This window comes from Micromonospora sp. RB23 (assembly GCF_053585025.1).
In genome coordinates this window covers 3,868,785-3,893,467 of the sequence record NZ_CM132111.1, presented here as the reverse complement: position 1 = coordinate 3,893,467, position 24,683 = coordinate 3,868,785, and the positions used below count along the sequence as shown (strand labels likewise).

Annotated in this window: 21 protein-coding genes; 17 read left to right on the top strand and 4 right to left on the bottom strand. The window is 71.2% G+C overall.

Going from position 1 to position 24,683, the window contains the following annotated elements; translation table 11 throughout:
* Positions 1–147 precede the first annotated feature (147 nt).
* Genes ACTFTM_RS18015 through ACTFTM_RS18005 form a run of 3 tightly spaced genes read left to right on the top strand, consistent with a single transcriptional unit; the run spans position 148 to position 3,853 of the window.
* A complete protein-coding gene (locus ACTFTM_RS18015) occupies positions 148–1,425 on the top strand; it encodes a lysine N(6)-hydroxylase/L-ornithine N(5)-oxygenase family protein (protein WP_449561631.1) in 1,278 nt (425 codons plus the stop codon).
* Positions 1,422–2,012 carry a GNAT family N-acetyltransferase gene (locus ACTFTM_RS18010; RefSeq protein WP_449561630.1) on the top strand — a complete coding sequence of 197 codons (591 nt, stop codon included), beginning with the start codon at positions 1,422–1,424 and terminating at the stop codon, positions 2,010–2,012. Before ACTFTM_RS18015 ends, ACTFTM_RS18010 begins: the two co-directional genes overlap by 4 nt.
* Positions 2,009–3,853, top strand: coding sequence for an IucA/IucC family protein (locus ACTFTM_RS18005; RefSeq protein WP_449561629.1), 1,845 nt, complete (start codon positions 2,009–2,011; stop codon positions 3,851–3,853). The genes ACTFTM_RS18010 and ACTFTM_RS18005 overlap by 4 nt, the downstream gene beginning before the upstream one ends.
* Positions 3,854–3,898: 45 nt before the next feature.
* Here the strand turns inward: ACTFTM_RS18005 and ACTFTM_RS18000 are convergent, their stop codons facing one another.
* On the bottom strand, positions 3,899–4,948 hold the full coding sequence (locus tag ACTFTM_RS18000) for a S66 family peptidase (protein WP_449561628.1): 1,050 nt from the start codon (positions 4,946–4,948) through the stop codon (positions 3,899–3,901).
* 321 nt (positions 4,949–5,269) lie between these two features.
* Between ACTFTM_RS18000 and ACTFTM_RS17995 the strand changes: the two genes are divergently transcribed.
* The 3 genes from ACTFTM_RS17995 to ACTFTM_RS17985 all read left to right on the top strand — a co-directional run bounded on the left by ACTFTM_RS17995 (position 5,270) and on the right by ACTFTM_RS17985 (position 8,814).
* On the top strand, positions 5,270–7,600 hold the full coding sequence (locus ACTFTM_RS17995) for a beta-L-arabinofuranosidase domain-containing protein (RefSeq protein WP_449561627.1): 2,331 nt from the start codon (positions 5,270–5,272) through the stop codon (positions 7,598–7,600).
* Positions 7,601–7,750: 150 nt separating this feature from the next.
* On the top strand, positions 7,751–8,485 hold the full coding sequence (locus ACTFTM_RS17990; protein ID WP_449561626.1) for a hypothetical protein: 735 nt from the start codon (positions 7,751–7,753) through the stop codon (positions 8,483–8,485).
* Positions 8,482–8,814 (top strand): transcriptional regulator, encoded by a 333-nt coding sequence (locus ACTFTM_RS17985; protein WP_449561625.1) that lies wholly within the window; start codon positions 8,482–8,484, stop codon positions 8,812–8,814. The genes ACTFTM_RS17990 and ACTFTM_RS17985 overlap by 4 nt, the downstream gene beginning before the upstream one ends.
* Positions 8,815–8,822: 8 nt before the next feature.
* Here the strand turns inward: ACTFTM_RS17985 and ACTFTM_RS17980 are convergent, their stop codons facing one another.
* Positions 8,823–9,287 (bottom strand): MarR family winged helix-turn-helix transcriptional regulator, encoded by a 465-nt coding sequence (locus ACTFTM_RS17980; RefSeq protein ID WP_449561624.1) that lies wholly within the window; start codon positions 9,285–9,287, stop codon positions 8,823–8,825.
* A gap of 136 nt (positions 9,288–9,423) precedes the next feature.
* Here ACTFTM_RS17980 and ACTFTM_RS17975 point away from each other — a divergent pair, with 136 nt between their 5' ends.
* Together ACTFTM_RS17975 and ACTFTM_RS17970 are read left to right on the top strand one after the other, a co-directional pair.
* A complete protein-coding gene (locus ACTFTM_RS17975; protein ID WP_449561623.1) occupies positions 9,424–9,984 on the top strand; it encodes an NADPH-dependent FMN reductase in 561 nt (186 codons plus the stop codon).
* Between the two features lie 93 nt (positions 9,985–10,077).
* The gene (locus ACTFTM_RS17970; RefSeq protein WP_449561622.1) at positions 10,078–11,361 is read left to right on the top strand and encodes an MFS transporter; all 1,284 of its coding nucleotides are present in this window, start codon (positions 10,078–10,080) and stop codon (positions 11,359–11,361) included.
* 20 nt (positions 11,362–11,381) lie between these two features.
* Here the strand turns inward: ACTFTM_RS17970 and ACTFTM_RS17965 are convergent, their stop codons facing one another.
* Positions 11,382–11,867 carry an N-acetyltransferase family protein gene (locus tag ACTFTM_RS17965; protein WP_449561621.1) on the bottom strand — a complete coding sequence of 162 codons (486 nt, stop codon included), beginning with the start codon at positions 11,865–11,867 and terminating at the stop codon, positions 11,382–11,384.
* Between the two features lie 52 nt (positions 11,868–11,919).
* Positions 11,920–12,987 (bottom strand): LacI family DNA-binding transcriptional regulator, encoded by a 1,068-nt coding sequence (locus ACTFTM_RS17960; RefSeq protein ID WP_449561620.1) that lies wholly within the window; start codon positions 12,985–12,987, stop codon positions 11,920–11,922.
* Positions 12,988–13,080: 93 nt separating this feature from the next.
* Here ACTFTM_RS17960 and ACTFTM_RS17955 point away from each other — a divergent pair, with 93 nt between their 5' ends.
* The 9 genes from ACTFTM_RS17955 (at position 13,081) to ACTFTM_RS17915 (ending at position 24,641) form a co-directional block, all read left to right on the top strand.
* Positions 13,081–13,797 (top strand): cupin, encoded by a 717-nt coding sequence (locus ACTFTM_RS17955; RefSeq protein WP_449561619.1) that lies wholly within the window; start codon positions 13,081–13,083, stop codon positions 13,795–13,797.
* A 495-nt stretch (positions 13,798–14,292) separates the two neighbouring features.
* Positions 14,293–15,072: an ABC transporter permease gene (locus ACTFTM_RS17950; protein ID WP_449561618.1), complete on the top strand. Its 780-nt coding sequence runs from the start codon at positions 14,293–14,295 to the stop codon at positions 15,070–15,072.
* Between the two features lie 23 nt (positions 15,073–15,095).
* The gene (locus tag ACTFTM_RS17945) at positions 15,096–16,100 is read left to right on the top strand and encodes an ABC transporter substrate-binding protein (RefSeq protein ID WP_449561617.1); all 1,005 of its coding nucleotides are present in this window, start codon (positions 15,096–15,098) and stop codon (positions 16,098–16,100) included.
* Between the two features lie 43 nt (positions 16,101–16,143).
* Positions 16,144–16,899: an ABC transporter ATP-binding protein gene (locus tag ACTFTM_RS17940; protein WP_449566668.1), complete on the top strand. Its 756-nt coding sequence runs from the start codon at positions 16,144–16,146 to the stop codon at positions 16,897–16,899.
* Between the two features lie 27 nt (positions 16,900–16,926).
* Entirely contained in the window at positions 16,927–18,078 is a 1,152-nt protein-coding gene (locus tag ACTFTM_RS17935; protein WP_449561616.1) for a Gfo/Idh/MocA family protein, read from the top strand.
* The gene (locus ACTFTM_RS17930) at positions 18,075–19,229 is read left to right on the top strand and encodes a dihydrodipicolinate synthase family protein (RefSeq protein ID WP_449561615.1); all 1,155 of its coding nucleotides are present in this window, start codon (positions 18,075–18,077) and stop codon (positions 19,227–19,229) included. The genes ACTFTM_RS17935 and ACTFTM_RS17930 overlap by 4 nt, the downstream gene beginning before the upstream one ends.
* Positions 19,230–19,249: 20 nt before the next feature.
* Positions 19,250–20,089, top strand: coding sequence for a sugar phosphate isomerase/epimerase family protein (locus tag ACTFTM_RS17925; protein WP_449561614.1), 840 nt, complete (start codon positions 19,250–19,252; stop codon positions 20,087–20,089).
* 56 nt (positions 20,090–20,145) lie between these two features.
* Positions 20,146–21,117 (top strand): acyltransferase domain-containing protein, encoded by a 972-nt coding sequence (locus ACTFTM_RS17920; RefSeq protein ID WP_449561613.1) that lies wholly within the window; start codon positions 20,146–20,148, stop codon positions 21,115–21,117.
* 458 nt (positions 21,118–21,575) lie between these two features.
* A complete protein-coding gene (locus ACTFTM_RS17915) occupies positions 21,576–24,641 on the top strand; it encodes a S8 family serine peptidase (RefSeq protein WP_449561612.1) in 3,066 nt (1,021 codons plus the stop codon).
* Positions 24,642–24,683: the final 42 nt, after the last annotated feature.

Here is a 24,683-nt window from a genome sequence, read left to right as displayed (position 1 = left end):
CCGTCGGCTGAGCCGACTTGACCTGCCCCGTCGGCTGAGCCGACTTGACCTGCCCCGTCGGCTGAGCCGACTTGACCTGCCCCGTCGGCTGAGCCGACTTGACCTGCCCCGTCGGCTGACCCCCGTACCCCGCGCCTGGAGAAGAGAATGTCCACCCACGACTTCGTCGCCATCGGGCTCGGCCCGTACAACCTGGGCCTGGCCTGTCTCACCGCGCCGATCGACGAGCTGGACGGGATGTTCCTGGAGACCCGGCCCAGCCTCGCCTGGCACCCCGGCATGCTGCTGGAGTCGGCCCGGTTGCAGACCCCGTTCATCGCCGACCTGGTCAGCCTCGCCGACCCGACCTCCCCGTACTCGTTCCTGAACTACCTCAAGGAGATCGGCCGGCTCTACCCGTTCTACATCCGGGAGAGCTTCTACCCGCTGCGCAGCGAGTACGACGCGTACTGCCGCTGGGCGGCGGCGAAGCTGCCGAACCTGCGCTTCGGGCAGACCGTGACCACGGTGGAGTACGACAGCGCCGACGAGCGGTACGTGGTGCGGGCCACCACCGGCGGGTCCGAGATCGTCGAGTACCGCGCCCGGCACCTGGTGCTCGGCACCGGCACGCCACCACACCTGCCGGCCGCTGTCGCCGGGCTCCCCGGGGACGCCGTGCACAACTCGCGCTACCTGGAGCACCGCGACGCGTTGCGGACCAAGCGCAGCATCACCGTGGTGGGCAGCGGGCAGAGCGCCGCCGAGATCTACCACGACCTGCTCGGCGACATCGACCGGTACGGCTACCAGCTCAACTGGGTCACCCGCTCGCCCCGGTTCTTCCCGCTCGAATACACCAAGCTGACGCTGGAGATGACCTCGCCGGACTATGTGGACTACTTCCACGCGCTGCCCGAGGAGACCCGCTACCGGCTGGAAGCCGAGCAGAAGGGGCTGTTCAAGGGGATCAACGCCGATCTGATCGACGACATCTTCGACCTGCTCTACGCGCACAGCGTCGACGGGCCGGTGCACACCCGGCTGATCACCAACACCGAGCTGGTCGACGCCGCACACCGCGACGGGGAGTACACGCTCGGGTTGCGGCACGTCGAGCAGGAGCGGGACTTCACCCTGCGTACCGAGGGTCTGGTCCTGGCGACCGGCTACCACTACCGGGTGCCGGCGTTCCTCGAACCGGTGCGCGAGCGGATCCGCTGGGACGCCCACGGCCGCTTCGACGTGGCCCGCAACTACAGCATCGACCACGAGGGGCGGGGCATCTTTCTGCAGAACGCGGGCACCCACACGCACAGCATCACCTCACCGGACCTGGGCATGGGCGCGTACCGCAACTCCTGGATCATCCGCGAGCTGCTCGGCCGGGAGCACTACCCGATCGAGAAGAGCATCACCTTCCAGGAGTTCGGGGTGGTGTCGTGAGCGTGGTCTTCACCCGCGTCGACGACCGGCTGGGGGAGTTCGCCCTGCGTACCCTCGATCCCCACGCCGACGCCGCGCTGCTGCACGGCTGGGTGACCCACCCGAAGTCGGCGTTCTGGCTGATGCAGGACGCCGACGAGACCCAGGTCGTCGAGGAGTACCGGCGCATCGCCGCGCACCCGCACCACGACGCGTACCTCGGTCTGTGGCGGGGGAGTCCGGCCTTCCTGGCCGAGCGCTACGACCCGGCCCACGTCGAGCTTGTCGGCCTCTACGACCACCGGCCCGGCGACGTGGGCATGCACTTCCTCTGCGCGCCCGCCGGCGCTCCCGTGCACGGCTTCACCCGAGCGGTGATCCGTACCGTCATGGCCTGGCTCTTCGCCGACCCGGCGACCCGGCGCGTGGTGGTCGAGCCGGACGTGCGCAACACCGCCGTGCACGCCCTGAACGCGGCCGTCGGCTTCGAGGTCGTCGGACCGATCACCAAGCCGGAGAAGGAGGCGCTGCTCAGCGTCTGCACCCGCGCCCAGTTCCAGGCCGCCGCCGAACCGGCCGCCGCCCGAAACGAAGGAGCCCCGGCGTGACCACCACCGCCGTACCCACCCCGTCGACAGTCGCCGGCCCGGCCACCCCCGGCGACCCGGTCGCGCACCTCACCCCGCAGCGCTGGGCGCGGGCCAACCGGCTGCTGGTCCGCAAGGCGCTCGCCGAGTTCAGCCACGAGCGGCTGCTCACCCCGGCGCCCGTGCCCGGCCCCGACGACCGGCAGTGGTACGAGGTCCACAGCGACGACGGAACCGTCACCTACCGCTTCGCCGCCCGGGTGCTCGCCCTGGCCCACTGGCAGATCGACGCCGACAGCATCACCCGCCACCGCGACGGCACGTCGCTGGCACCCGACGCGGTGGACCTGATCGTCGAGCTGCGCGGCACCCTCGGACTCTCCGCGCGGGTGCTCCCCGTCTACCTGGAGGAGATCACCTCCACCCTCGCCGGTACGGCGTACAAGCTGGCGCGGTCCGCGCCGAGCGCCGCCGAGCTGGCCGGGGCCGACTTCCAGACCATCGAGACGTCCATGACCGAGGGCCACCCCTGCTTCGTGGCCAACAACGGCCGGCTCGGCTTCGGCGTCGACGAGTACCACCGCTACGCGCCCGAGGCCGCCACGCCGGTACGCCTGGAATGGCTGGCCGCGCACCGCGACCATTCCACGTTCAGCAGCGCCGCCGACCTCGACTACGACACCCTCGTCGAGGGCGAGTTGGACGCGTCGACCCGTGCCCGGTTCGCCGCCACGATGGCCGGCCTCGGGCTCGACCTCGCCGACTACCACCTCATCCCGGCGCACCCCTGGCAGTGGTGGAACAAGCTGGCCGTGACGTTCGCGGGGGAGCTGGCCGAACGGCGGCTCGTGCACCTCGGCCCCGGACCGGACTCGTACCTCGCACAGCAGTCCATCCGTACCTTCTTCAACGTCAGCGAACCGGGCCGGCACTACGTCAAGACCGCGCTGTCGGTGCTGAACATGGGCTTCATGCGCGGATTGTCGGCCGCGTACATGGCCGCCACGCCGGCCATCAACGACTGGCTGGCCGACCTGATCGCCGGCGACGAGGTTCTGACCGGCACGGGCCTGACCGTCATCCGGGAACGGGCCGCGGTCGGCTACCGGCACCGGCAGTACGCGGCGGCCACCGAGCGGACCTCCCCGTACCGCAAGATGCTCGCCGCGCTGTGGCGGGAGAGCCCGGTGCCCGCCCTGGCCCCCGGGGAGCGACTGTCCACGATGGCCGCGCTGCTGCACGTCGACGCCGACGGCGGCTCGCTGGCGGCGGCGCTGATCGACAGGTCCGGCCTCGCGCCCGAGGTCTGGCTGCGCCGCTACCTGGACGCCTACCTGACCCCGCTGCTGCACAGCTTCTACGCCCACGACCTGGCCTTCATGCCGCACGGCGAGAACGTCATCCTGGTCCTCGACGAGCACGACACCGTTGTGCGGGTGATCTTCAAGGACATCGCCGAGGAGATCGCGGTCTTGAGCGCCGACGTCGAGCTGCCGGCCGAGGTGGAGCGGATCCGGGTCGAGGTGCCCGATGACACCAAGCTGTTGACCATCTTCACCGACGTGGTGGACTGCTTCCTGCGCCACCTCAGCGCGGTGCTGGTCGAGGCGGGGGCGCTCACCGAGGACGCCTTCTGGGGCACGGTCGCGGCCTGCGCCGCCGACTACTTCGCCCGGGTGCCGCAGCTGGCCGAGCGGGTACGCCACTACGACCTGTTCGCCCCCGAGTTCGCGCTGTCCTGCCTCAACCGTCTTCAGCTCCGCGACAACCAGCAGATGATCGACCTGGCCGACCCCTCGGCCGCACTACAGTTCGTCGGCACCCTCACGAATCCGTTGGCCGCCCACGCACCGACCCGCTGACGCCGGTCCGCGTCCCGGCTCACGGCCGGGACGCGGAGTGAGGCCCTAGCGGTAGTCGGCGAAGATCCGCCGTTGCGCGCCGTCGACGGTGACCGGACCGCCGTGCGGGAGGATCCACTGCGGTCTGGTGTGGCCGAACGGCACGCCCACGCAGACCACCGCCTCGGAGTTGTAGCGGCGCACCACGTCGACCACCACGTCGCGCTGCTGCTCGCGCAGCCGCGCCCGCTCGGCCACGTCGGGCCGGCGGTCGAAGTCGGAAACCGGGGGACGGGCGACCAGGACCGCGTCGACGGCGGCCAGGAGACCGCGTTCCCCCAGCGCGCGGACGATCCAGCCGACCTCGCGGGCGGGAAGGAGCTCCTCCGACGTCTCGATGAGCAGCACGCCGCCGCGCAGCGCCTCCGGCGGGAACGGGAAGCGCCCCGCCGTGAGGATCCACTGGAGGACCTCCAGGCAGCCACCCCAGGTGGGGCCGGTGACCGCGCGGCGCGGCCCGTACCAGCTCCACGGTTCGGTCGGTTCGCGTTCCCCGAAGGACTGCAACGCCCGCGGGTCGTCCCAGGGGACCCCGATGTCCTCGGACTCGCCGGGATCGGTGATCTCCAACCGCTCGCCGGTCAGCAGCGCGGCGCGCAACGACCGGACGTGGATGTCGTCCACGGCGGGACCGGGGCCGAGGTGCACCTGGGACGACCCGCCGTAGAAGCTCGCGATGCCGAGCCCCCAGAGCCACTGGTGCAGGTTGGTGTTGTCGCTGGTGCCGAGGAACGGCTTCGGGTCGGCGCGGGCCAGGTCGGCGTCCAGGTGAGGGATGACGGTGATCTGGTCCTCGCCGCCCACCACGGCGAGGATGGCGCGTACCCGAGGATCGGCGAAGGCGGCGTTGAGGTCCGCCGCGCGCGCCTGCGCGGTCGCGCCCACGGCGCGCGTGGTGGGGTACTCGACCGGCACGAGACCGGTCACGTCGGCGAGCCGGCGCATGGCCTGCTCGTGGATCTCGGGGAAGGCGCCGGCCGCGGCGAAGGAGGGCGACAGGACCGCGATGCGGTCGCCGGGTCGCGCCTTCGGCGGACGCACAAGATCGTGCTTCATCCCGAGATTCCACCAGCGACACCCGTCGGCGCGCATCCCGTTTCGGTGCGCGCCGACGGCGACCGCAGCGTGCAGAGATCCACCGGTGTTATCGATAACACGAGGTGAAACCCTCTACCGCACCCGTGTCGCCACACCTGATCTGCCAGCTCAGCCGTGGTGCACAGCGAGCCGTAATAGTTAGAACCTTGAATTCCTGCGTCGTCCAGCCGTAACATGCCGAACACGGATGTGAACGCTAACGTTCGGACCCCTGCATCCCGCCGAGCCCGTCCCGCCCGGTTGCCGTCCCATCGCCGGTAGCGCTCATATGGAGGTCCCATGTCGTCCCTTCCCCTCAGCCGACGCCGCGTGTTGCAGGCCGCCGGCGCCACCGCCGTGCTCTCCGCGACCGGTGCCACGACACTCGGCGCGAGCCCCGCCGCCGCGGTGGTCCCGCCAGCGCGGTCGGACATCGGCGTCGCCGCCTACGCCTTCGACCCCGGTCAGGTACGACTGACCAGCGGCCGTTGGCTGGACAACCAGAACCGCACCCTGAACTACCTGCGGTTCGTCGACGTCGACCGGATGCTCTACAACTTCCGCGCCAACCACCGGCTCTCCACGAACGGCGCCGCCACCAACGGTGGGTGGGACGCGCCGAACTTCCCGTTCCGTACGCACATGCAGGGGCACTTCCTGACCGCGTGGGCCCATGCCTACGCCGTGCTGGGCGACACCACCTGCCGGGACAAGGCGAACTACATGGTCGCCGAGATGGCCAAGTGTCAGGCGAACAACGGCGCGGCCGGGTTCAGCGCCGGCTACCTATCGGGCTTCCCGGAGTCGGACTTCAGCGCGCTCGAGGCGCGGACCCTGTCCAACGGCAACGTGCCGTACTACTGCATCCACAAGACGCTCGCCGGCCTGCTCGACGTCTGGCGCTACACCGGCAACACCCAGGCCCGTACGGTGCTGCTGGCCCTCGCCGGCTGGGTCGACACCCGCACGTCCCGGCTCAGCTCCAGCCAGATGCAGTCGATGCTCGGCACCGAGTTCGGCGGCATGAACGACGTGCTCACGGACATCTACCAGATGACCGGCGACAGCCGGTGGCTCACGACCGCCCAGCGCTTCGACCACGCCGCGGTGTTCAACCCGCTGGCCAACAACCAGGACCAGCTCAACGGCCTGCACGCCAACACGCAGGTGCCCAAGTGGATCGGCGCGGCCCGCGAGTTCAAGGCCACCGGGACCACCCGCTACCGGGACATCGCCAGCAACGCGTGGAACATCACCGTGGGCGCGCACTCCTACGTCATCGGCGGCAACAGCCAGGCCGAGCACTTCCGCGCGCCGAACGCGATCGCCGGTTACCTCAGCAACGACACGTGCGAGCAGTGCAACACCTACAACATGCTCAAGCTGACGCGTGAGCTGTGGCTGCTCGACCCGAACCGGACCGACTACTTCGACTTCTACGAGCGCGCCATGATCAACCACCTGATCGGCGCGCAGAACCCGGCCGACAGCCGTGGTCACATCACCTACTTCACCCCGCTCAAGCCCGGTGGGCGACGGGGTGTGGGCCCGGCGTGGGGCGGTGGCACCTGGAGCACCGACTACAACTCGTTCTGGTGCTGCCAGGGCACCGGCCTGGAGATCAACACGAAGTTGATGGACTCCGTCTACTTCTACAGCGGCACGACGCTCACGGTGAACCTCTTCGTGCCGTCCGAGCTGAACTGGTCCCAGCGGGGAATCACGGTCACCCAGAACACCACGTACCCGGTGAGCGACACCACCACCCTCACGCTCTCCGGCACGATGAGTGGCTCGTGGAGCATCCGGGTGCGTATCCCGGCGTGGACGAGCGGCGCGACCATCAGCGTCAACGGTGTGGCCGAGTCCGTCACCGCGACGCCCGGCAGCTACGCCACCGTCACCCGCACCTGGGCCGCCGGCGACACCATCACCGTGCGACTGCCCATGCGGGTGGTCATGCGGGCCGCCAACGACAATCCCAGCGTCGCCGCCGTCACGTACGGCCCGAGCGTGCTCTGCGGCAACTACGGCAACACGACGCTCAACTCGTTGCCGTCGCTCGTTGTCTCGTCGATCGCGCGGACCAGCACCAGCTCGCTCGCCTTCACCGCCACCGCGAACGGATCCACCGTCAACCTCGCGCCGTTCCAGGACGCCCACGGCTACAACTACACGGTGTACTGGAACACCAGCACCAGCAGCGGTGGAGGCAGCTACCGGCTGGTCAACGTGGGCAGCGGGATGGTCCTCGGCATCCAGAACATGTCCACCGCCGACGGTGGGTTGGCCCTGCAGTGGGACGACAGCGGCACCGCCGACCACAACTGGGTCATGATCACCGATGGCACCGCCGTCCGGTTCCGCAACGTCAACAGCGGCAAGGTGCTCGGCGTGGAGAACATGTCCACCGCCGACGGCGCCCGCGTCCTGCAGTGGTCGGACAACGGCACCGCCGACCACCGGTGGACCCTGGTCGACAACGGGGACGGCACCTACAAGATCCGCAACGTCAACAGCGGCAAGCTGCTCGGCATCCAGAACAACTCCACGGCCCGGGGCGCGCAGGCCGTGCAGGATTCGGACAACGGCACCACGGACAACCGCTGGCGGTTGGTGGCCAACGCCTAGAGCGTCACCGCACGGCTCGGCCGGACCGGGGCGTGTGTCGACATCCTGCACCGAGGATGCCGACACACGCCCCTGGTGCTGTCTCGGCGCGGCCCGCGAGATGTCACGAACTCTCTTGCGCCGATAGGTCTGTAATGCAAAGCTAACTCCATGACACACGAATCCGCTCCGCAGGCGGACGGCCCTCGGGAGCTGCTGGCCTCCGTGCGCAACCTGACCCGCCAGGTCCAGGTCGCCCAGCGCGGCACCTGGTTCGCGCTGCTGGTCCTCGCGGTGGTCACCCTGGCCGCGATACCCGTCTACCGGTACGCCCCCTACCTCGACCTGTTCGACACCTGCCGATCCCGCGAGCAGCACACGGTCTGCATGCAGCCCAATCCGGCGGAGCTCGGGTACTGGACCGTCGCGCTGGTGCTCGCGTACGCGGCGATCGCCGGCTTCTACGTGCGGCAGTCCCGACGGCGTGGCGTGGGCACCCCGATCCGCCCCTACGTCCTCGTCGGCGTCGCGTTGGCCGTGTTGATGGCCGCCGTGTCGATCTGGCTGACGTTCCACCCGCTCCTGCCCGTCCCCGCCGACCCCTTCTCCACCGACCCGGTCGAGATCGAGGTCGGGCCGGCGGAATGGCTCGTCAACGGGCTGACGAGTCCCGTCGCGGTCATCGCGCTGGCGCTGCTGGTGCTCGCGTGGGTCGAACGGAACTGGGCGTTGCTGGCGTACAGCCTCGGCTATCTGGTGATCGTGCTGGTGCAGGGCGGGCAGGTCATCCACTCGAGCTCGCCGTGGTTCTTCCTGCCGCACCTGCTTCTCTCGGCGGTGCTGCTGCTGCTCGGCAGTGCCGCCTTCGCCCTGTTCCGACCGCGTATCGAGGTTCCGCGGCGATGACCGACCATCCCACCAACGGCCTCGACGACGTGGTCCACCAGCGCGTCCGGCTGGGCATCCTGGCCATCGCGCACCAGGCCCGCCAGGTCGAGTTCGGCTTCCTGCGCACCACCCTGCAGTTGACCGCGGGCAACCTGGGGCAGCATCTGGCCGTCCTGGAGAAGGCCGAGCTGATCCGGATCGAAAAGGGCTACGAGGGCAAGCGCCCCCGTACCTGGGTGACTCTCACCGCTGCCGGTCAGTCCGCCCTGCGCGACGAGATCGCCCACCTCAAGCAACTCATCCAGCAGGTCGAACAGACGGAGTCGGCGCCGACCGCCGACCGGTGAACGGAAGCTCAGTCGGCCGTTCCCGCGCGCCGAAAGGCGCGGGCCAGCTCGGCCAGGTCGAGACCCTCGAAGTGGCGCAGGAACCGCCGGCGCACGGCAGCCAGGTGGCTGGGCCAGGACTCCTCGAGCCGGGCGAAGCCCGCGTCGGTGAGCACCGCGTTCCAGCCGCGGGCGTCCTCCTCGCACCGTTCCCGCTTGACCAGCCCCTGGCCCTCCAGCCGGATGATCGTCCGGGTCATTCCGCTCAGCGAGAGGTAGCAGGCCGCAGCCAGTTCGTGCATCCGCATCCGCCGCTCCGGCGCCTCGGAGAGGTTCATCAGCGCGGTGTACTCGGTCAGGGGGAGTTGTCGGTCGCCGACCATGTCGGCGTCGATGCTGCGCGGCACCACGTACATCACCTGACCCAGGGCACGGACCAGCGCCTCCTCGTCGGGATCGAGGGGTCGCGGCACCTGTGCGCGGGATTCGGCCATCCCTCCAGCATAGTTGCTTGATTGAGCAATTGCTTACGCAGCGTGTGAGCATGGTCATGACGCGACCATTTGCTTGACGAAGCAAGGAGCGGCTAGCGTTCCGGCGGCCAGGTTCGAATTACTGAAAGGCGCAGCCATGACCAGGATCGGGATCATCCTCGGAAGCACCCGCCCGGGGCGCAACGGCGAAGCCGTCGCCCGCTGGGTCCACGAGATCGCCCAGCAGCGCACCGACGCGCAGTTCGAGCTGATCGACCTGCTCGACTACAAGCTGCCGCACCTTGACGAGGCGATGCCGCCCGCGATGGGCCAGTACAGCCAGCCGCACACGCTGCGCTGGGCCGAGACCATCGCGTCGTTCGACGGTTTCGTGATGGTGACGCCCGAGTACAACCACTCGACCTCCGGCGCCCTCAAGAACGCCATCGACTTCCTCTACAACGAGTGGAACAACAAGGCCGTCGGCTTCGTCAGCTACGGCTCCCTCGGTGGCGCCCGCGCCGTCGAGCACCTGCGCCTGATCGCCGGTGAGCTGCAGATGGCCGACGTGCGCTCGCAGGTCGCGCTCTCGCTCTACACCGACTTCGAGAACTTCAGCACCTTCAAGCCCGGCGACCAGCACCTGCAGGCGCTGACCACCACCCTCGACCAGGTCGTGGCCTGGAGCACCGCGCTCGCGCCGCTGCGTCAGGGCTGACCGTCCTCGAGTACGCCTCGGACGGCCGCGGGATTCGCTCCCGCGGCCGTCCGCGTACCCACCGCCGGGGTCGCAACCGATAACCTCGGTCGGATGAGCGAAGCGTCCCCCCGGGCCCCGCTGTGGCGGGACCGTGCCTTCGGCACCTACTGGATCGCCCAGTCGCTCTCCGCCGCCGGCGACGCGTTCGCCTACCTGGCGGTGCCGCTGCTGGTCCTGGGGGCCACCGGGTCGGTGGCGCAGATGGGCCTGCTCACCGCCGTCGCGGGCGCGGCATCCGTGGCCGCCGGCGTCTTCGGCGGGATGCTCGTCGACAGGTACGACCGCCGTCGGCTGATGATCGTCGCCGACCTGGTCCGGCTGGTCCTCTACGGTCTGGTGCCGATCGTCTGGCTCGCCGGCCCGCAGGTCTGGCTGCTCTTCGTCGTGCTGCCGATCTGCGAGGCGGCCGGCATGCTGTTCCAGGTCGCGGCGGTGACCGCCGTCCGCAACCTCGTCGACGCCGACCGGATCACCGAGGCCAACGGTCGGCTCCAGGCCACGTTCGCGGCGACCGCCGTGCTCGGGCCGCTGCTCGCCGGGGTGGTGTCGGCCCGCCTCGGCCCGGCGGTCGCCATCGCCGTCAACGCGGCGAGCTTCGCGCTCTCGGCTGCCGGCCTGCGGATGATCCGCCTACGCCGTCCCCACCCCGTCGATGCCGCGCCGGTGCACCGGGGACGCCCCCTGGCCGAGTTCCTGGCCGGTGCGCGGTTCCTGTGGCGGCAGCCCGTGCTCCGCGCGCTGACCGTCCTGCTGTCGGTGTTCGTCTTCCTGACCTACGGCTTCACCGACGTGCTGATCTACCACGTGACGCACGACCTCGGCGGCAGCGCGGGCACGGTCGGCACCGTACTCGGCCTGGCGGCGCTCGGCACGGTCGCCGGGGCGCTGCTGGTGGCTCCGCTGCGCCGGCGGCGCGGCTTCGGCGCCACCTGGATCGGCGCGCACGCGATCTGCGGGTTCGCGGTGGCGGGCGTCGGCCTCGCGACGACCGTGCCGACGGTCACCGCCCTGACGGCCGTCTACCTGTGCTGCGTCAGCATCGGCGGGATCTGTTCGATGTCACTACGCCAGGAGATCACGCCCGACCACCTCCTCGGCCGGGTCACCTCGGCCTTCTGGAGCACGCACTACGCCCTCGGCCCGGCCGGCGCGGCCATCCTGACCTGGGCCGCCGGCCGGTACGGCGTACCGACGGTGGCACTCGTGGCCGGCGTCGGCTGCCTGCTGGTCGCGGTCGGCGGGCTGTTCACCCCGGTCCGCCGCGCGGGCGCCGAACCGGCGTCCGCCCCGCCGGGACTCGGGCCGGCCCCGGCCGTGGGCACGACCGGCGGCTGAGGCGCGTCAGCGCACGGTGGTCACAACTGCCGGTACATGACATGCAGGCCGACCCGGCCGAGGGCGCGGTGACGGAACGCGCCCGGCACGGTGCCGACCACCTCGAAGCCCTCCCGCCGGTACAGGTCGACCGCCGTCCGGTTCGTCTCCACCACGGCGTTGAACTGCATGCCGGCGTACCCCTGCAGGCGTGCCCAGGCCAGAGCGTCGCGGCACAGCGCGGTGCCGACGCCCCGGCCACGGGCGTCGGCGGCCACCAGGAAGCTGGCGGTGCTGACGTGCGCGCCCGGTCCGGGGCGGTTGGCTCCCATTTTCGCGCTACCCAGCACCCGCTCGCCGTCGGTGGCGACGACGGTCCGCCCGGGCGGAGTCTCCACCCAGATGGCGTACGCCTCGTCCGCGGTCATCTGAGGGTCGTAGGCGAAGGTCTCCTCTGCCCGGACCACGTCCTCGATGATCGGCCACACCTGCGGCCAGTCCTGGTCAGTGAACGTACGGATCAACACCGGCGCAGGCTACGCAGGACGAGCGGGCGGGGACAACGGGTTTGCGGACCCGTCACGAGGTGGCGTCGGCTCGCCGGGCACGGGGCGTCACCGTGGCGCGTGGTCGATCCGGCGCCGGCCCGGAGGTGTCCCGGCGGACCAGTTCGGCGGGCAGCACCTCGACCCGGGGTGTCGGCGTCGCCGCGCCGAGCACCAGCGACATGGCCCGGACTCCCATGTCGACGAGGGGGAGCCGCACCGTGGTCAACGCGGGTGTGACGTCGCGGGCGATCGGCATGTCGTCGAAGCCGACGACGGAGATCCGTCCCGGTACGGCGAGTGAACGGGCCCGCAGGGTGGCGAGGGCGCCGATGGCCATCGAGTCGTTGAGCGCCACGATCGCGGTCAGCTCCGGATCGGAGTCGAGCAGCCGGGCGGCGGCCTCCGCGCCGCCGTCACGGTCGAACTCGGCGTACCGGACGCGCCGCTCGGGCAGGTCGAGGCCGTGCTCGGCCAGGGCCTGCCGGAGACCGGCCAACCGGTCGGTGGTGGTGGTGAGGATGCGCGGGCCGGCGACCACGCCGATCGCCCGGTGCCCGAGCGCGCAGAGTTCACGGCCGGCGAGGTGACCGCCGGTCCGGTTGTCCGGCATGACGGCGTCGCCCGAGTGTTCGTGGCGGCCGATGACCGCGACCCGCCCGCCGGTCGCCTCGTACGCGGCGAGCTTCTCGTTGAGCTGCCGGGTGAAGGCGTCGTCGTGGTAGCCGGACCCGGCCAGGATCAGCGCCGCCACCTGGTGCCCGCGCAGCAGCTCCACGTACTCCAGCTCGCGGTCCGGGTCGCGGTAGCTGTTGCAGATCATCAGCAGCCGGCCCTGGTCGGTGGCGACCCGTTGCAGCCCGCGCGTGATCTCGGCGAAGTACGGGTCGGAGACGTCGTGCACGATCACGCCGACCGCGCTGCGGTGCGAGCGGGCCAGCAGCTGGGCGTGTGCGTTCGGCACGTACTGCAACTCGGCGACGGCCGCGAGCACCCGCTCGCGCAGCTCGTCGGTGACCGGTTTGCTGCTGCCGTTGATGACGCGCGAGGCCGTGGCGGGTGAGACGCCCGCGCGCCGCGCCACGTCGGACAGGGTCGCCATGGCCCGCCCCCTCGGTCTGTTGACGGCGTTTCGCCGCGCCGGCTAGCGTCACCGTACCGCAGAGAAAGCCCTTTCCCGCAGGGAGGCCCGGCCATGTCGGAACGCTTCGCGGCACTGCCCGGCGGTATCGGAGTGTCCCGGCTGCGCGTCTACGACACGGCGGCGCCGGACGGTGTGGTCGGCGGCACCCCCCACGTGCACCTGTGCTGCACCGAGGGGTACGTGGTGACCGGCGGCGACGGCGCGGTGCAGACCCTCAGCGGCGCGGGCTTCCGGGAAACCCCGCTGCGGGCGGGCACGGTGGTCTGGTTCGAGCCGGGCACCGTGCACCGCCTGGTGAACGGCGGCGGTCTGTCCATCGTGGTGCTCATGCAGAACAGCGGTCTGCCCGAGGCCGGCGACGCGGTCCTGACCTTCCCACCCGAGGTGCTGGCCGACCCCGAGGCGTACGCCGAGGCGGCGGCGCTGCCGGACGGGGGAGCGCCGGGGGCGGACGTGCGGGCCGCGTACCGTCGACGGGATCTGGCGGTGACCGGCTTCGCGGCGCTGCGGGCCGGCGGTCCGGCGGCGCTGGCCGCCTTCCACGCGGCGGCGGCGGCGCTGCGCCAGCCACTGCTGGCGGCGTGGCGGCGGCGCTGGGCGGACGGCGCGGGCCGGGCCGCCGCCGGCACCAGCGACCAGTTGGACGCCCTGGAGCGGGGCGAGCGCGGGTACCTGGGCGAGGCCGGCGTGTACGCGGTGGACGCGCCGGTCGAGCGCGGCCGGTTGGGGATGTGCGGCCTGCTCGACACCTATCCCGCCGCCGGCTGACACCGCGAGTCCGGCCAACGCGGTCCACTGCGGACCGTGCGGGCGGTGATCCACTCGGGTTCGGGAAAGTCGCGGCGTCCGAGGGCGGGGAAGGCCCGGTTTCGAGGAAGCCGAGTTGACCTTGGGTGATGCCCTTCACCTGGCGACCCGACTGGCGTCGAATAGATCGGGGAAAGGCCTTGCCTGCCGTCTGAACGCCGCCTACGCTCCCAGGAAAGCGTTTGCCTGACCCGCCGACAGGCCCGGCTCCCGGGTGCCGCGCCGGGCCCCGAGGAGGTTCGCGTGACCGAGAACTCTTTGGACACGGCAGGCGGGCGCGCCGCCGCTGACCAGGCGAGCGATGAGCGGGAAGCCGATTCAACCGGCACGGCTGAATCCTCGCCCAGCTCGGCCGAAGGCCCGGTTCGCCTCGACAGCAGGCGAGGGTCCACGGTGGCCGACCGGTCGCCCGACAGTGGTGGCCGCCCAGCGCGATCCACCCTCGGCCGCCGTGCGGTGGCGGTCGCCGACTCGCTGTGGCGGCCGGCGCTCGTGCTCGCCGCCCTCTTCCTCGCCTGGTGGTTCGTCGCCGCCCGGGAGTACGTGCCGAACTACCTCGTGCCCACCCCCGGTCAGGTCTGGACCACGATGACCGACCAGTGGTCCGAACTGGGCCGACACACGCTGGTCACGCTCTACGAGACCGTGCTCGGCTTCGTCCTGGCCGCCGCGCTGGGGCTGGCCACCGCGGTCGCCATCGCCTACTCGCGCACCCTGGACAAGGCGCTCTACCCGATCGTCCTGTTCGCACAGGTCATCCCGAAGATCGCCATCGCGCCACTGCTGGTCGTCTGGTTCGGTCTCGGCCTCACTCCGAAGATCATCCTGGCGGTCCTGATCGCGTTCTTCCCGGTGGTCATCTCCGGTGTCGCCGGCCTGCGCTCGACCGACCCGGAACTGCTCGACCTCTCCGCCACCATGGGCGCCGGGCCCTGGCGGACCTTCCGCAAGATCCGCTTCCCGAACGCGTTGCCGCACCTCATGGCCGGCCTGAAGGTGGCGGTCACCCTCGCGGTGGTCGGCGCCGTGGTCGGCGAGTTCGTCGGCGCCAGCGAAGGCCTCGGCTACGTCCTGTTGCTGGCCAACGGCAACCTCGACGCCCCGCTGCTGTTCGCCGACCTGATCCTGATGTCCGCCATCGGCATCGTCCTGTTCGTCCTGGTCGAGATCGCCGAGGCGCTGCTCATCCCGTGGCACGCCAGCCGCCGCGCCGGCGTGTCCCTCACCACCTCCTGACCGACCCCATCACGGAGGCACCGATGAAACGCACCGCCACCACCATCCTGGCCACCGCCGCACTGCTGCTCGCCGCCGCCGGCTGCGGCGGCTCGGACTCCGCCGGCAAGACCGGCGCCGACGGTAAGAAGCAGGTCACCCTCACCCTCAACTGGGTGCCGTACGGCGAACACGCGCCGTTCTACTACGGCCTGCAGAAGGGCTACTACTCCGCCGAGGGGATCGACCTGAAGATCCTGCCCGGCAACGGCTCCGGCAACACCGTCAAGCAGGTCGCCCAGAAACAGACCGACTTCGGCTGGGCCGACAGTCCCGTCCTGCTCAAGTCGGTGGCCAGCGGGATGCCGGTGCGCAGCCTCGGCGCGTACCTGGAGAAGGGCCCCTCGTCCGTGGAGTTCTTCGCCGAGAAGAACATCAGGACCCCGGCCGACCTGAAGGGCAAGACCGTCGGCGGAACCCCCGGCGACGCCCTCTACGCGACCTTCCCGGCCTGGCTCGAGAAGAACGGCCTCAAGAAGGACGACGTCAAGGTGGTCAACGTGGACGCCGCCGGCAAGATCGCCGCACTGGCCGAGGGCAAGGTCGACGCCATCATGGGCTTCTTCCACGACCAGGCGCCCACCATCGAGAGCAAGACCGGCAAGAAGGTCGACGTGCTGCTCTTCGCCGACTACGGGATGAACCTGCTCGGCACCGGGCTGATCGCCAACACGCAGACCCTCCAGAAGGACCCGGAGCTGGCCCGCAAGTTCGTCCGGGCCACCCAGAAGTCCTGGGCCGACGCGGCGCGCGACCCGGACGGCGCGGTGAGCGCCATGGTCGCGCTCGCCGAGAACGAGCCCGCCCCCGAGGTGCTCACCAAGCAGCTCACCCTGAACCTGCCGCTGCTCGGCGGCGACGGTCCGGCCGGGGTGAACACCGACGCGCAGTGGTCCGAGACCATCGACCTGATGGCCCGCTACGCGGAGCTGAAGGACCCGGGCGCGCCCAACGCGTACTGGGACTCCTCCTACGCGGCCAAGGGGTGACGACGTGAGCGCCGCGCCGGCCACCACCGGCACCGCCATCGGGATGTCCGGGGTGACCGTCCGGTTCACCACCCGACGCTCGCAGACCACCGCGCTCGACGACGTGTCCCTGCACATCGAGCCGGGGGAGTTCGTCACCATCGTCGGCCCGTCGGGCTGCGGCAAGTCCACCCTGCTGAAGATCGTCGCCGGTCTGGTGCAGCCCACCAGCGGCGAGGTCTCGCTACTGCGAAAGCCGGTACGCGGCCCGCAGAAGGACATCGGCTTCGTCTTCCAGAAGGCCGCGCTGCTGGAGTGGCGTGGCGCGCGGGCCAACATCCTGCTCCAGGCCGAGATGCGCGGCATGGACCGGGCGCAGGCGGCCCGCCGGGCGGACGAGCTGATCGAGATGACCGGGCTGACCGGCTTCGAGAAGGCGCTTCCGCACGAGCTGTCCGGCGGCATGCAGCAGCGGGTGGCACTCTGCCGCGCGCTGCTGCACGCCCCGCCGGTACTGCTCATGGACGAGCCGTTCGGCGCCCTGGACGCGCTGACCCGTGAGCAGATGAACGCCGAGCTGCACCGCATCTGGCGGGAGACCGGCACCACGGTGGTCCTGGTCACCCACTCCATCGCCGAAGCGGTCTTCCTCGGCACCCGGGTCGTGGTGATGAGCGCCCGACCCGGCCGGATCATCCGCGCCTTCGACGTCGAGCTGCCGGCGCACCGCGACTACGCGCAGGTGATGTCGGACTCCCGCTTCGACCGGCTCGCCACCGAACTGCGCGGACTGCTCGGCAGCGCGGCCGCCAACCACTGAACGACCAGCACGACGAAAGGGACCACCATGACCCGCAGGTCGATCGGCATCATCGTCAACGGCGTGACCGGACGGATGGGCTACCGCCAGCACCTCGTCCGGTCCCTGCTGGCCATCCGCGAGTCCGGCGGCGTGACGTTGGCCGACGGCACGACCATCTGGCCGGAACCGATCCTGGTGGGGCGCAACGAGACCAAGCTCCGTGAGCTCGCCGAGCGGCACGGCCTCACCGAGTGGACCACCGACCTGACGTCCGCGCTGGCCCGCGACGACGTCGAGATCTACTTCGACGCCCTGGTCACCCAGCAGCGGGAGAAGGCGGTCCGCCAGGCGATCGAGGCCGGCAAGCACATCTACACCGAGAAGCCGCTCGCCGAGGACACCGCCGCCGCGCTCGATCTGGCCCGCGCCGCCGACGCGGCCGGTATCCGCACCGGCGTCGTGCAGGACAAGCTGTTCCTGCCCGGGCTGCGCAAGCTCAAGCGGCTCGTCGACGGCGGCTTCTTCGGCCGGATCCTCTCGGTGCGCGGCGAGTTCGGCTACTGGGTCTTCGAGGGCGACTGGCAGCCGGCCCAGCGTCCCTCGTGGAACTACCGCGCCGAGGCCGGCGGCGGCATCACCTCCGACATGTTCCCGCACTGGCACTACGTGCTCCAGGAGCTGTTCGGCCGGGTCACCGCGGTCACCTGCGTGACCCGCACCCACGTGCCCGAGCGGGTCGACGAGGACGGCCGCCCGTACGCGGCCACCGCCGACGACGCCGCGTACGCCATCTTCGAACTCGACGGCGGCGTCGTCGCGCAGATCAACTCGTCGTGGGGTGTGCGGGTGTACCGCGACGAGCTGGTGGAGTTCCAGGTCGACGGCACCGAGGGCAGCGCCATCGCGGGGCTGCGCCGCTGCCGGGTGCAGCACCGGGCGGTCACCCCGAAACCGGTGTGGAACCCGGACCTGCCGGTCACCGAGGACTTCCGCGCCCAGTGGACCGAGGTGCCCGACAACGAGGAGTTCGACAACGGTTTCAAGGTGCAGTGGGAGGCGTTCCTGCGGCACGTCGTGGCCGGCGAGCCCTTCGAATGGGACTTCCTGGCCGGGGCGCGCGGCGTACAGCTCGCCGAGCTGGGGCTCCGCGCGGCCCGCGAGGGCGTCCGCGTCGAGGTCCCGGAGCTGCACCCGTGAGCGCCGCCGAGGTGGTGCTGCCGGGCGGGCGGCGACATCGTCTCACCGGGGCCGGCGGATTCGCCCCTCCGGCCGTACCGGCGACCAGCCGGATCGCGTACGCCGCCGCGCACGTGGTCGCCGACCCGGGCGCGGAGAACGTGCCGGGCGCTCCGGCGGCCGTGGACTGGGACGCGACCCTCGCGTTCCGGCGGCACCTGTGGTCGTACGGGCTGGGTGTCGCCGAGGCGATGGACACCGCCCAGCGGGGGATGGGGCTGGACTATCCGGCGACCCGGGAACTGGTCCGGCGCAGCGCCGCCGAGGCCCATGCCGTCGGCGGGCGGATCGTCGCCGGTGTCGGCACCGACCAGCTTCCGGCCGGCCCGACCGGCCTGGCCGAGGTCACCGCCGCCTACCGCCAGCAGCTCGACGACGTCCGCGCCGCCGGCGCGCGGCCGGTGCTGATGTGCAGCCGGCACCTGGCCGCCGCCGCCCGCGACGCCGACGACTACCTGCGGGTGTACGACGAGCTGCTGACCGCCGCCGGCGAGCCGGTGGTGCTGCACTGGCTGGGCCCGATGTTCGACCCGGCGCTGACCGGCTACTGGGGGTCCGCCGACCTGGACCTGGCCGCCGACACGGTGGTCGAGCTGATCAAGGCGCACGAGTCGACGGTGGACGGCATCAAGGTGTCGCTGCTCGACGCCGACCGGGAGGTGGCGCTGCGGCGTCGACTACCGGCCGGGGTACGCCTCTACACCGGCGACGACTTCCACTACCCGGAGCTGATCCGGGGCGACGACGTCGGCCACTCCGACGCGCTGCTCGGTGTGTTCGCGGCCATCGCACCGGCCGCCGCCGCCGCGCTGGCCGCCCTCGACCGGGGTGACCTGTCGTCGTACGACGGGATCTTCGCTCCGACCCTGCCGCTGGCCCGGCACCTGTTCGCGGCGCCGACCTGGCACTACAAGACGGGCATCGTGTTCCTGGCGTGGCTGGCCGGGCACCAGGACCACTTCACGATGGTGGGCGGCGCGCAGTCCGGCCGATCCCCGGCGCATCTGGCGACCCTGCTCACCCTCGCCGACGCGGCCGGTCTGCTGCCCGACGCGGACCTGGCCGCAACCCGGGCCCGGGCGTTCTTCACCGTGGCGGGAGTGCAGCAGTGAGCGCGAGGAGTGAGCCGGGTTTGCGAGCCCCGCAGTCGCGAACGAAGACCAGCCCAGCGGGTCTCGCGCGGTTCTCGTTCAACCAGGCGACCGCCCAGCGCTGGGCGCTGCCCGACGTGGTCGCCGGCTGTGCGGCAGCCGGTGTGCCGGGCATCGGACTGTGGCGGGAGCCGGTGGCCGGGTACGGGTTGGCCCGCTCGGCGAAGCTGGTCCGCGACGCCGGCCTCACCGTCACGTCGCTGTGCCGGGGCGGCTTCTTCACCGCCGACGACTGGCGCGCGGAGAACCTGCGGGCCATCGAGGAGGCGGCCACGCTCGGCGCTCCGGAGCTGGTGCTCGTCTCCGGCGGACTGCCCACGGGCAGCCGGGACGTCGACGCCGCCCGGCGTCGGGTCGCCGACGCGATCGGCGAGCTGGCACCGCACGCGGCGGCGGCCGGCGTACGGCTGGCGATCGAACCGCTGCACCCGATGTTCGCCGCCGACCGCTGCGTGATCGCCACCCTCGGCCAGGCGCTCGACATCGCCGAGCGGTTCGACCCCGCGGTGGTCGGCGTGGTCGTCGACGCGTACCACGTGTGGTGGGACGACACCGTGTACGCGCAGATCGCCCGCGCCGCCACGCGGATCGCCGCGTTCCAGGTCTGCGACTGGGTGACACCGCTGCCGGAGGGGGTGCTGCTCGGCCGGGCGCTGCCCGGCGACGGGTGCATCGAGTTGCGGCGGCTGCGCGAGGCGGTGGACGCGGCCGGCTACCGGGGCCCGATCGAGGTGGAGGTCTTCTCCGCCGAGGTCTGGGCGCGGCCGGGCGGGCAGGTGCTGGACGCGGCGATCGCCGGCTACCTGCGCCACGTCGTCTGACCGTCGCCGGCGGTACGGGCCGTGCGACGGCGCGGACCGGCGGTAGGGTCGTCCGCGTGGATCTGAACGCGACCGCGGCTCTGCTCGGGGTGCCCGTCGAGGCCGTCGAGCGTGTGCACCGGCTCGCCGGCGACCGGCCCTCGGCCCCGCTGCCCGCCAAGGCCGACGCGCCGGCGATCCTCGACCGGCTCGCGGTCCCGTCGGACGACGTCGCCGAGATCATGGCGGGCTGGCCGGACGACTCCTCGCCACTGTGGACGACGGAGCTGCGCTGGCTGCTCGACCGCTCGATCGCGCTGGTCCGCGCGGATCTCGGCGGGTACGCCTGGCTGCCGCCCGGCCCGGAGCTGCCGCGCGATCGTGGTCTCGCCTGGCGACATCTCTACGTGTACGCGTACCTCGCGCTGGTCGAGGTCGTCCGGAGCTACCACCGCGACCACGGCGTTCCCGACGCCGTGTCCTGGGCGACGCTCGCCGACCTGGGCCGTAACCTCGCGGTCGACCGGCGGATGCGCGGCGAGGGCTGGCCGGTCATGCAGAGCTGGCTGACGCTGCACGTACGCGGCGCCGTCTACGAGTTGGGCCGGTTGCAGCACCACCGCGGCGACGGTGCCATCGGCCTGCACATTCCCGACGCGGGGCCGCTGACGCCGGCGGCGGTCTCGGCGTCGCTCGACGAGGGCCGCGTCTTCTTCCCGCGCCACTTCCCCGACGAGAGGTACACGGCGTTCTCCTGCGGCTCCTGGCTGCTCGATCCGCAGTTGCGGGAGTATCTGCCCGAGGACTCCAACATCGTCCGGTTCCAGCGACGGTTCGAGCTGGAGCCCTACGAGGAGCCGGAGGGGCTGGACGCCGACGTCGAGGTGCTGCGGTTCGTGTTCCGTACGCTGAGCACGCCGCTCGACGAGCTGCCGCGCCGCACCGCTCTGCAACGCGCGATCGTCGACCACCTGTCGGCCGGCCGGCACTGGCAGTGGCGTCAGGGCCGCTTTCCGATCGACGCGACCCACCGGCCGTACCTACCCTGATCCGGTGCCGGCCGCCGAAGCCCCGAAGATCACGGACTGGACGCAGGCGTGGGGGAGCCTGGCCGGGTTGGTCATGTCGACCTTCGCCGTCGTCTTCACCGGTCTGCTGTTCCGTCACGAGACCCGTGTGCGGCCCGCTACACCCCGCCGGAGAGTCCTCTGGGGAGGGCGTTCCGGCGGCTGCCCTGGATCCTCCTGGTGATCTCCGTGGTGCTACCCGCGATCGTCATCACCGCCGTCGTCGCCGTGGTGCGGCTCTGGCCGTAGCGGGTGACCGTTGCGCAGTCGCTGCCGCAAACATGATCTAGGCAGGATTGAAACATCATGATCTTATGTGCGTCATGATCCGTAACACCGTTCGAATCCTCGATTAACCGTCGAGGGCTTAGGTGGGGGAGCGCTCCCATGCGGGTCGCGGTTGACGAGGAGCCCCACACCGGGGCATGGAAGGGAGTCTCGTGTCCACACGCACGAGCGGAAGAAATCTGCGAAGACTGGCGATACCGACGCTGGTCGCAGCGATGCTCGCCGGCACGACCGGTGTCGCGGGATCGGCGTCGGCAGCGCCGGGAGACCGGTCGGCCAACGGCGGCACCGGCTACTTCACCAAGGGATCGGACCGGCGCACCACCCTGACCGACGGTGCCGATCGTCGCGCCGAGGCGGAGAAGACCAGCCCCAAGTCCGCGGTGGACGCCAGCGGCTCGGGGGTCTACGTCGTCGAGCTGGCCGAGGCGCCGCTGACCACGTACGTCGGCGGGACGTCCGGGCTCGCGCGGACCCGCCCCACGCCGGGCGCCCGACTGGACGTGACGTCGGCGCCGTCGAAGGCGTACCGCCAGCACCTCGACGCGCAGCGATCCGCCGTCGCCGCGGCGGCCGGCGTCCAGGTCAAGGCCGCCTACACCGCCGCCTTCAACGGGTTCTCGGCGACGCTGACCGCGAAGCAGGCGACCGCGCTGCGGGCCGACAAGCGCGTCCGCGCCGTCACCGCCGCGCGGGCGCTGGGCACTCGATCGGCGGCGCCGCTCACGACCGCCACCACCGCGGGTACGCCGACCTCCTCCGCAGCCGCTCCGTCCACCACGGACAGCACCGCCAAGCCCGCCAAGCCGGTCAAGCCCGGTCCAGCCACCGGTGCGGGCATGGTGGTCGGCGTCCTGGACACCGGCATCTGGCCGGAGAGCGCCTCGTTCGCCAAGAAGATGCCCGCGCCCAAGACATGGCACGGCACGTGCCAGACCGGCGTGGGCTTCGTGGCGGAGCACTGCAACGGCAAGATCGTCGGTGCCCGGTACTTCGCCGACACCTGGCTCGCCGGCGGCGGCTCGGTGCCCGAGGGTGAGATGCTGTCCCCCCGCGACATGTCGGGGCACGGCACGCACACCGCCTCCACGGCCGCCGGCCTGCCGGTGCGGGACGTCACGATCGACGGCCGCTCCTTCGGTCCGGTCTCCGGTGTCGCGCCGGACGCCCAGATCGCCGTCTACAAGGTGCTCTGGGGCGGAATGGGCTACGACGCCGACATCATCGCCGGCATCGACGCGGCCGTCTCCGACGGCGTGCAGGTCCTGAACTTCTCCATCGGCAGCGACCTCGGCGACTGGGAGGCCAACACCCCCATCGGCGTCGCCTTCCTCAACGCCACGCTGTCCGGCGTCTTCGTGGCGGCGTCGGCGGGCAACACCGGCATCGTGAGCGGGGCCATCAGCAACGCGGCGCCCTGGGTCACCACGGTGGGCGCGGCGGTGACCAACCCCAACGAGGCGACGGTCAAGCTGGGTGACGGCACGAAGCTGGTCGGCGGCTCGCTGGACGTCCTGCCCGGGGACACCTCGCGGCCGATGGTCTTCGGCGACCAGGCCGGCTCTCTGGAGCAGGGGTCGGCGTACTGCGAGCCGGGCAGCCTGGACCCGGCCAAGATCAAGGGCAAGGTGGTCGCCTGCGCGCTGTCGAGCCCCTTCTACTCCGCGCTGGAGGTGCAGGAGAAGGGCGGATTGGCGATGGTGGTGTTCGACCCGGCCGGCAACTACCGCGTCAACTCCATCTACAACTTCCCGGTGGTCTACCTGAACACCGAGAAGCAGGCCGGCACGCTGTTCAACTACCTGATGCGCCACCCCACCGACGCCAAGGTGTCGCTGCGCACCGGTGGCGACGGCTCCAGCGTCCCGGGAGTCCCGAGCGTGGCGGACTTCTCGTCCACCGGCCCGGACAAGGTGACCTTCGGCGTCTTCAAGCCGGACCTGGTCGCGCCGGGTGCGGACATCATCGCCGCGGTCTCGCCGGCGGGCAACTTCGGGCGGGACTACGACGCGTACTCCGGCACCTCGATGGCGTCGCCCTACGTGGCCGGCGCGGCGGCGATCCTGCGCGCCACGCACCCGACCTGGTCGCCGGGATCGGTCGCCTCGGCCCTGCGGACCACCGCCACCGACACCCGGGGCACCAGCAACCCGCTGGACCAGGGCAGCGGTTTCATCAACCTGGCCGGGGCCAAGGACCCGGGCCTGGTGATCGAACCGACCGCCGCCGACCTGGTGAAGTTCAGCGAGACGGCCGAGCCCGACGGCAAGGAACTCAACCTGCCGGCCATCTCGCTGCGCGAGTACGACGGCACCCGCTCGGTGACCATCAAGCGCACCCTGACGAACGTGGGTACGACGCGGGAGACCTACCGGTCGTCGGTGTCCGGCCTGCCCGGTATGAAGGTCACGGTGTCGCCCGCGTCGGTGACGCTCGCGCCCGGCAAGTCCGCGACGGTGACCATCACGTTGCGCCGGGGCAGCGCCCCCTGGGACCGGTACGTCACCGGGTCGATCACCTGGCGCGGCAAGGTCCACAGCGCCCGCGTCCCGGTCGCCGCCCGCCCGTGGGGAATCACCCCCCGGCCGTACGGTGACGACGGCGAGGAGTTCGGCCGCAAGACCAGCGGCTCGTTCGGCTACGCCCAGCCGGGCTTCACCGGACCGGTCACCGGTCGCAGCACCGGCTACACGCCGATGCGCCGGGAGTCGTACTCGATGCCGGCCGGCGTGTACGGCGGCGTGTTCGACCCGAGCGCGTCCGGCGTGAAGAAGGTCGACTTCACGGTGCCGGCGAACACCGCCGCCATCCTGGTCGAGGCCAACACCGAGGATCCGAACACCAACCTCGACCTGTACCTGTACAAGGGCGACACCCTCGTCTACAGCAGCGACAGGTACTGGACCAGCCTGGAGGAGGCGTACAAGTTCCTGCCCGAACCGGGGCGCTACACCGCGTACGTGTTCGCGCAGGTGCCCGGTGGTCCGGTCGTGGACTTCCAGTTGAGCCACGCCATCGTCGGCCGCAACGCCACGTACGCGCCGGCCACGCTGGCGTTGCCGTCGACGGCCGAGCGCGGTAAGAGCCTCAACTTCACGTTGAAGCCCGACCGGCCGCTGCCCGAGGGCGACTTCTGGGCGTACACCGAGTACCGCACCAACGGCACGGTCGTACCCGGCAACCTCGTCTGGACCCAGCAGAGCGCCTGGGAGGAGTAGCCGTACCGAATTCGTGGGGCGGCGCCGTCGTGCGCCGCCCCA

Excerpts from the sequence above, each read along its gene's own strand:
- ACTFTM_RS17970 (WP_449561622.1), top strand. The coding sequence starts at position 10,078 with ATGAGCGAAGCGTCCCCCCGGGCCCCGCTGTGGCGGGACCGTGCCTTC.
- ACTFTM_RS17990 (WP_449561626.1), top strand. The coding sequence starts at position 7,751 with ATGACACACGAATCCGCTCCGCAGGCGGACGGCCCTCGGGAGCTGCTG.
- ACTFTM_RS17995 (WP_449561627.1), top strand. The coding sequence starts at position 5,270 with ATGTCGTCCCTTCCCCTCAGCCGACGCCGCGTGTTGCAGGCCGCCGGC.
- ACTFTM_RS17985 (WP_449561625.1), top strand. The coding sequence starts at position 8,482 with ATGACCGACCATCCCACCAACGGCCTCGACGACGTGGTCCACCAGCGC.
- ACTFTM_RS17935 (WP_449561616.1), top strand. The coding sequence starts at position 16,927 with ATGACCCGCAGGTCGATCGGCATCATCGTCAACGGCGTGACCGGACGG.
- ACTFTM_RS17955 (WP_449561619.1), top strand. The coding sequence starts at position 13,081 with ATGTCGGAACGCTTCGCGGCACTGCCCGGCGGTATCGGAGTGTCCCGG.
- ACTFTM_RS17945 (WP_449561617.1), top strand. The coding sequence starts at position 15,096 with ATGAAACGCACCGCCACCACCATCCTGGCCACCGCCGCACTGCTGCTC.
- ACTFTM_RS18015 (WP_449561631.1), top strand. The coding sequence starts at position 148 with ATGTCCACCCACGACTTCGTCGCCATCGGGCTCGGCCCGTACAACCTG.
- ACTFTM_RS18000 (WP_449561628.1), bottom strand. The coding sequence starts at position 4,948 with ATGAAGCACGATCTTGTGCGTCCGCCGAAGGCGCGACCCGGCGACCGC.
- ACTFTM_RS17940 (WP_449566668.1), top strand. The coding sequence starts at position 16,144 with ATGTCCGGGGTGACCGTCCGGTTCACCACCCGACGCTCGCAGACCACC.
- ACTFTM_RS17980 (WP_449561624.1), bottom strand. The coding sequence starts at position 9,287 with ATGGCCGAATCCCGCGCACAGGTGCCGCGACCCCTCGATCCCGACGAG.
- ACTFTM_RS17975 (WP_449561623.1), top strand. The coding sequence starts at position 9,424 with ATGACCAGGATCGGGATCATCCTCGGAAGCACCCGCCCGGGGCGCAAC.
- ACTFTM_RS17960 (WP_449561620.1), bottom strand. The coding sequence starts at position 12,987 with ATGGCGACCCTGTCCGACGTGGCGCGGCGCGCGGGCGTCTCACCCGCC.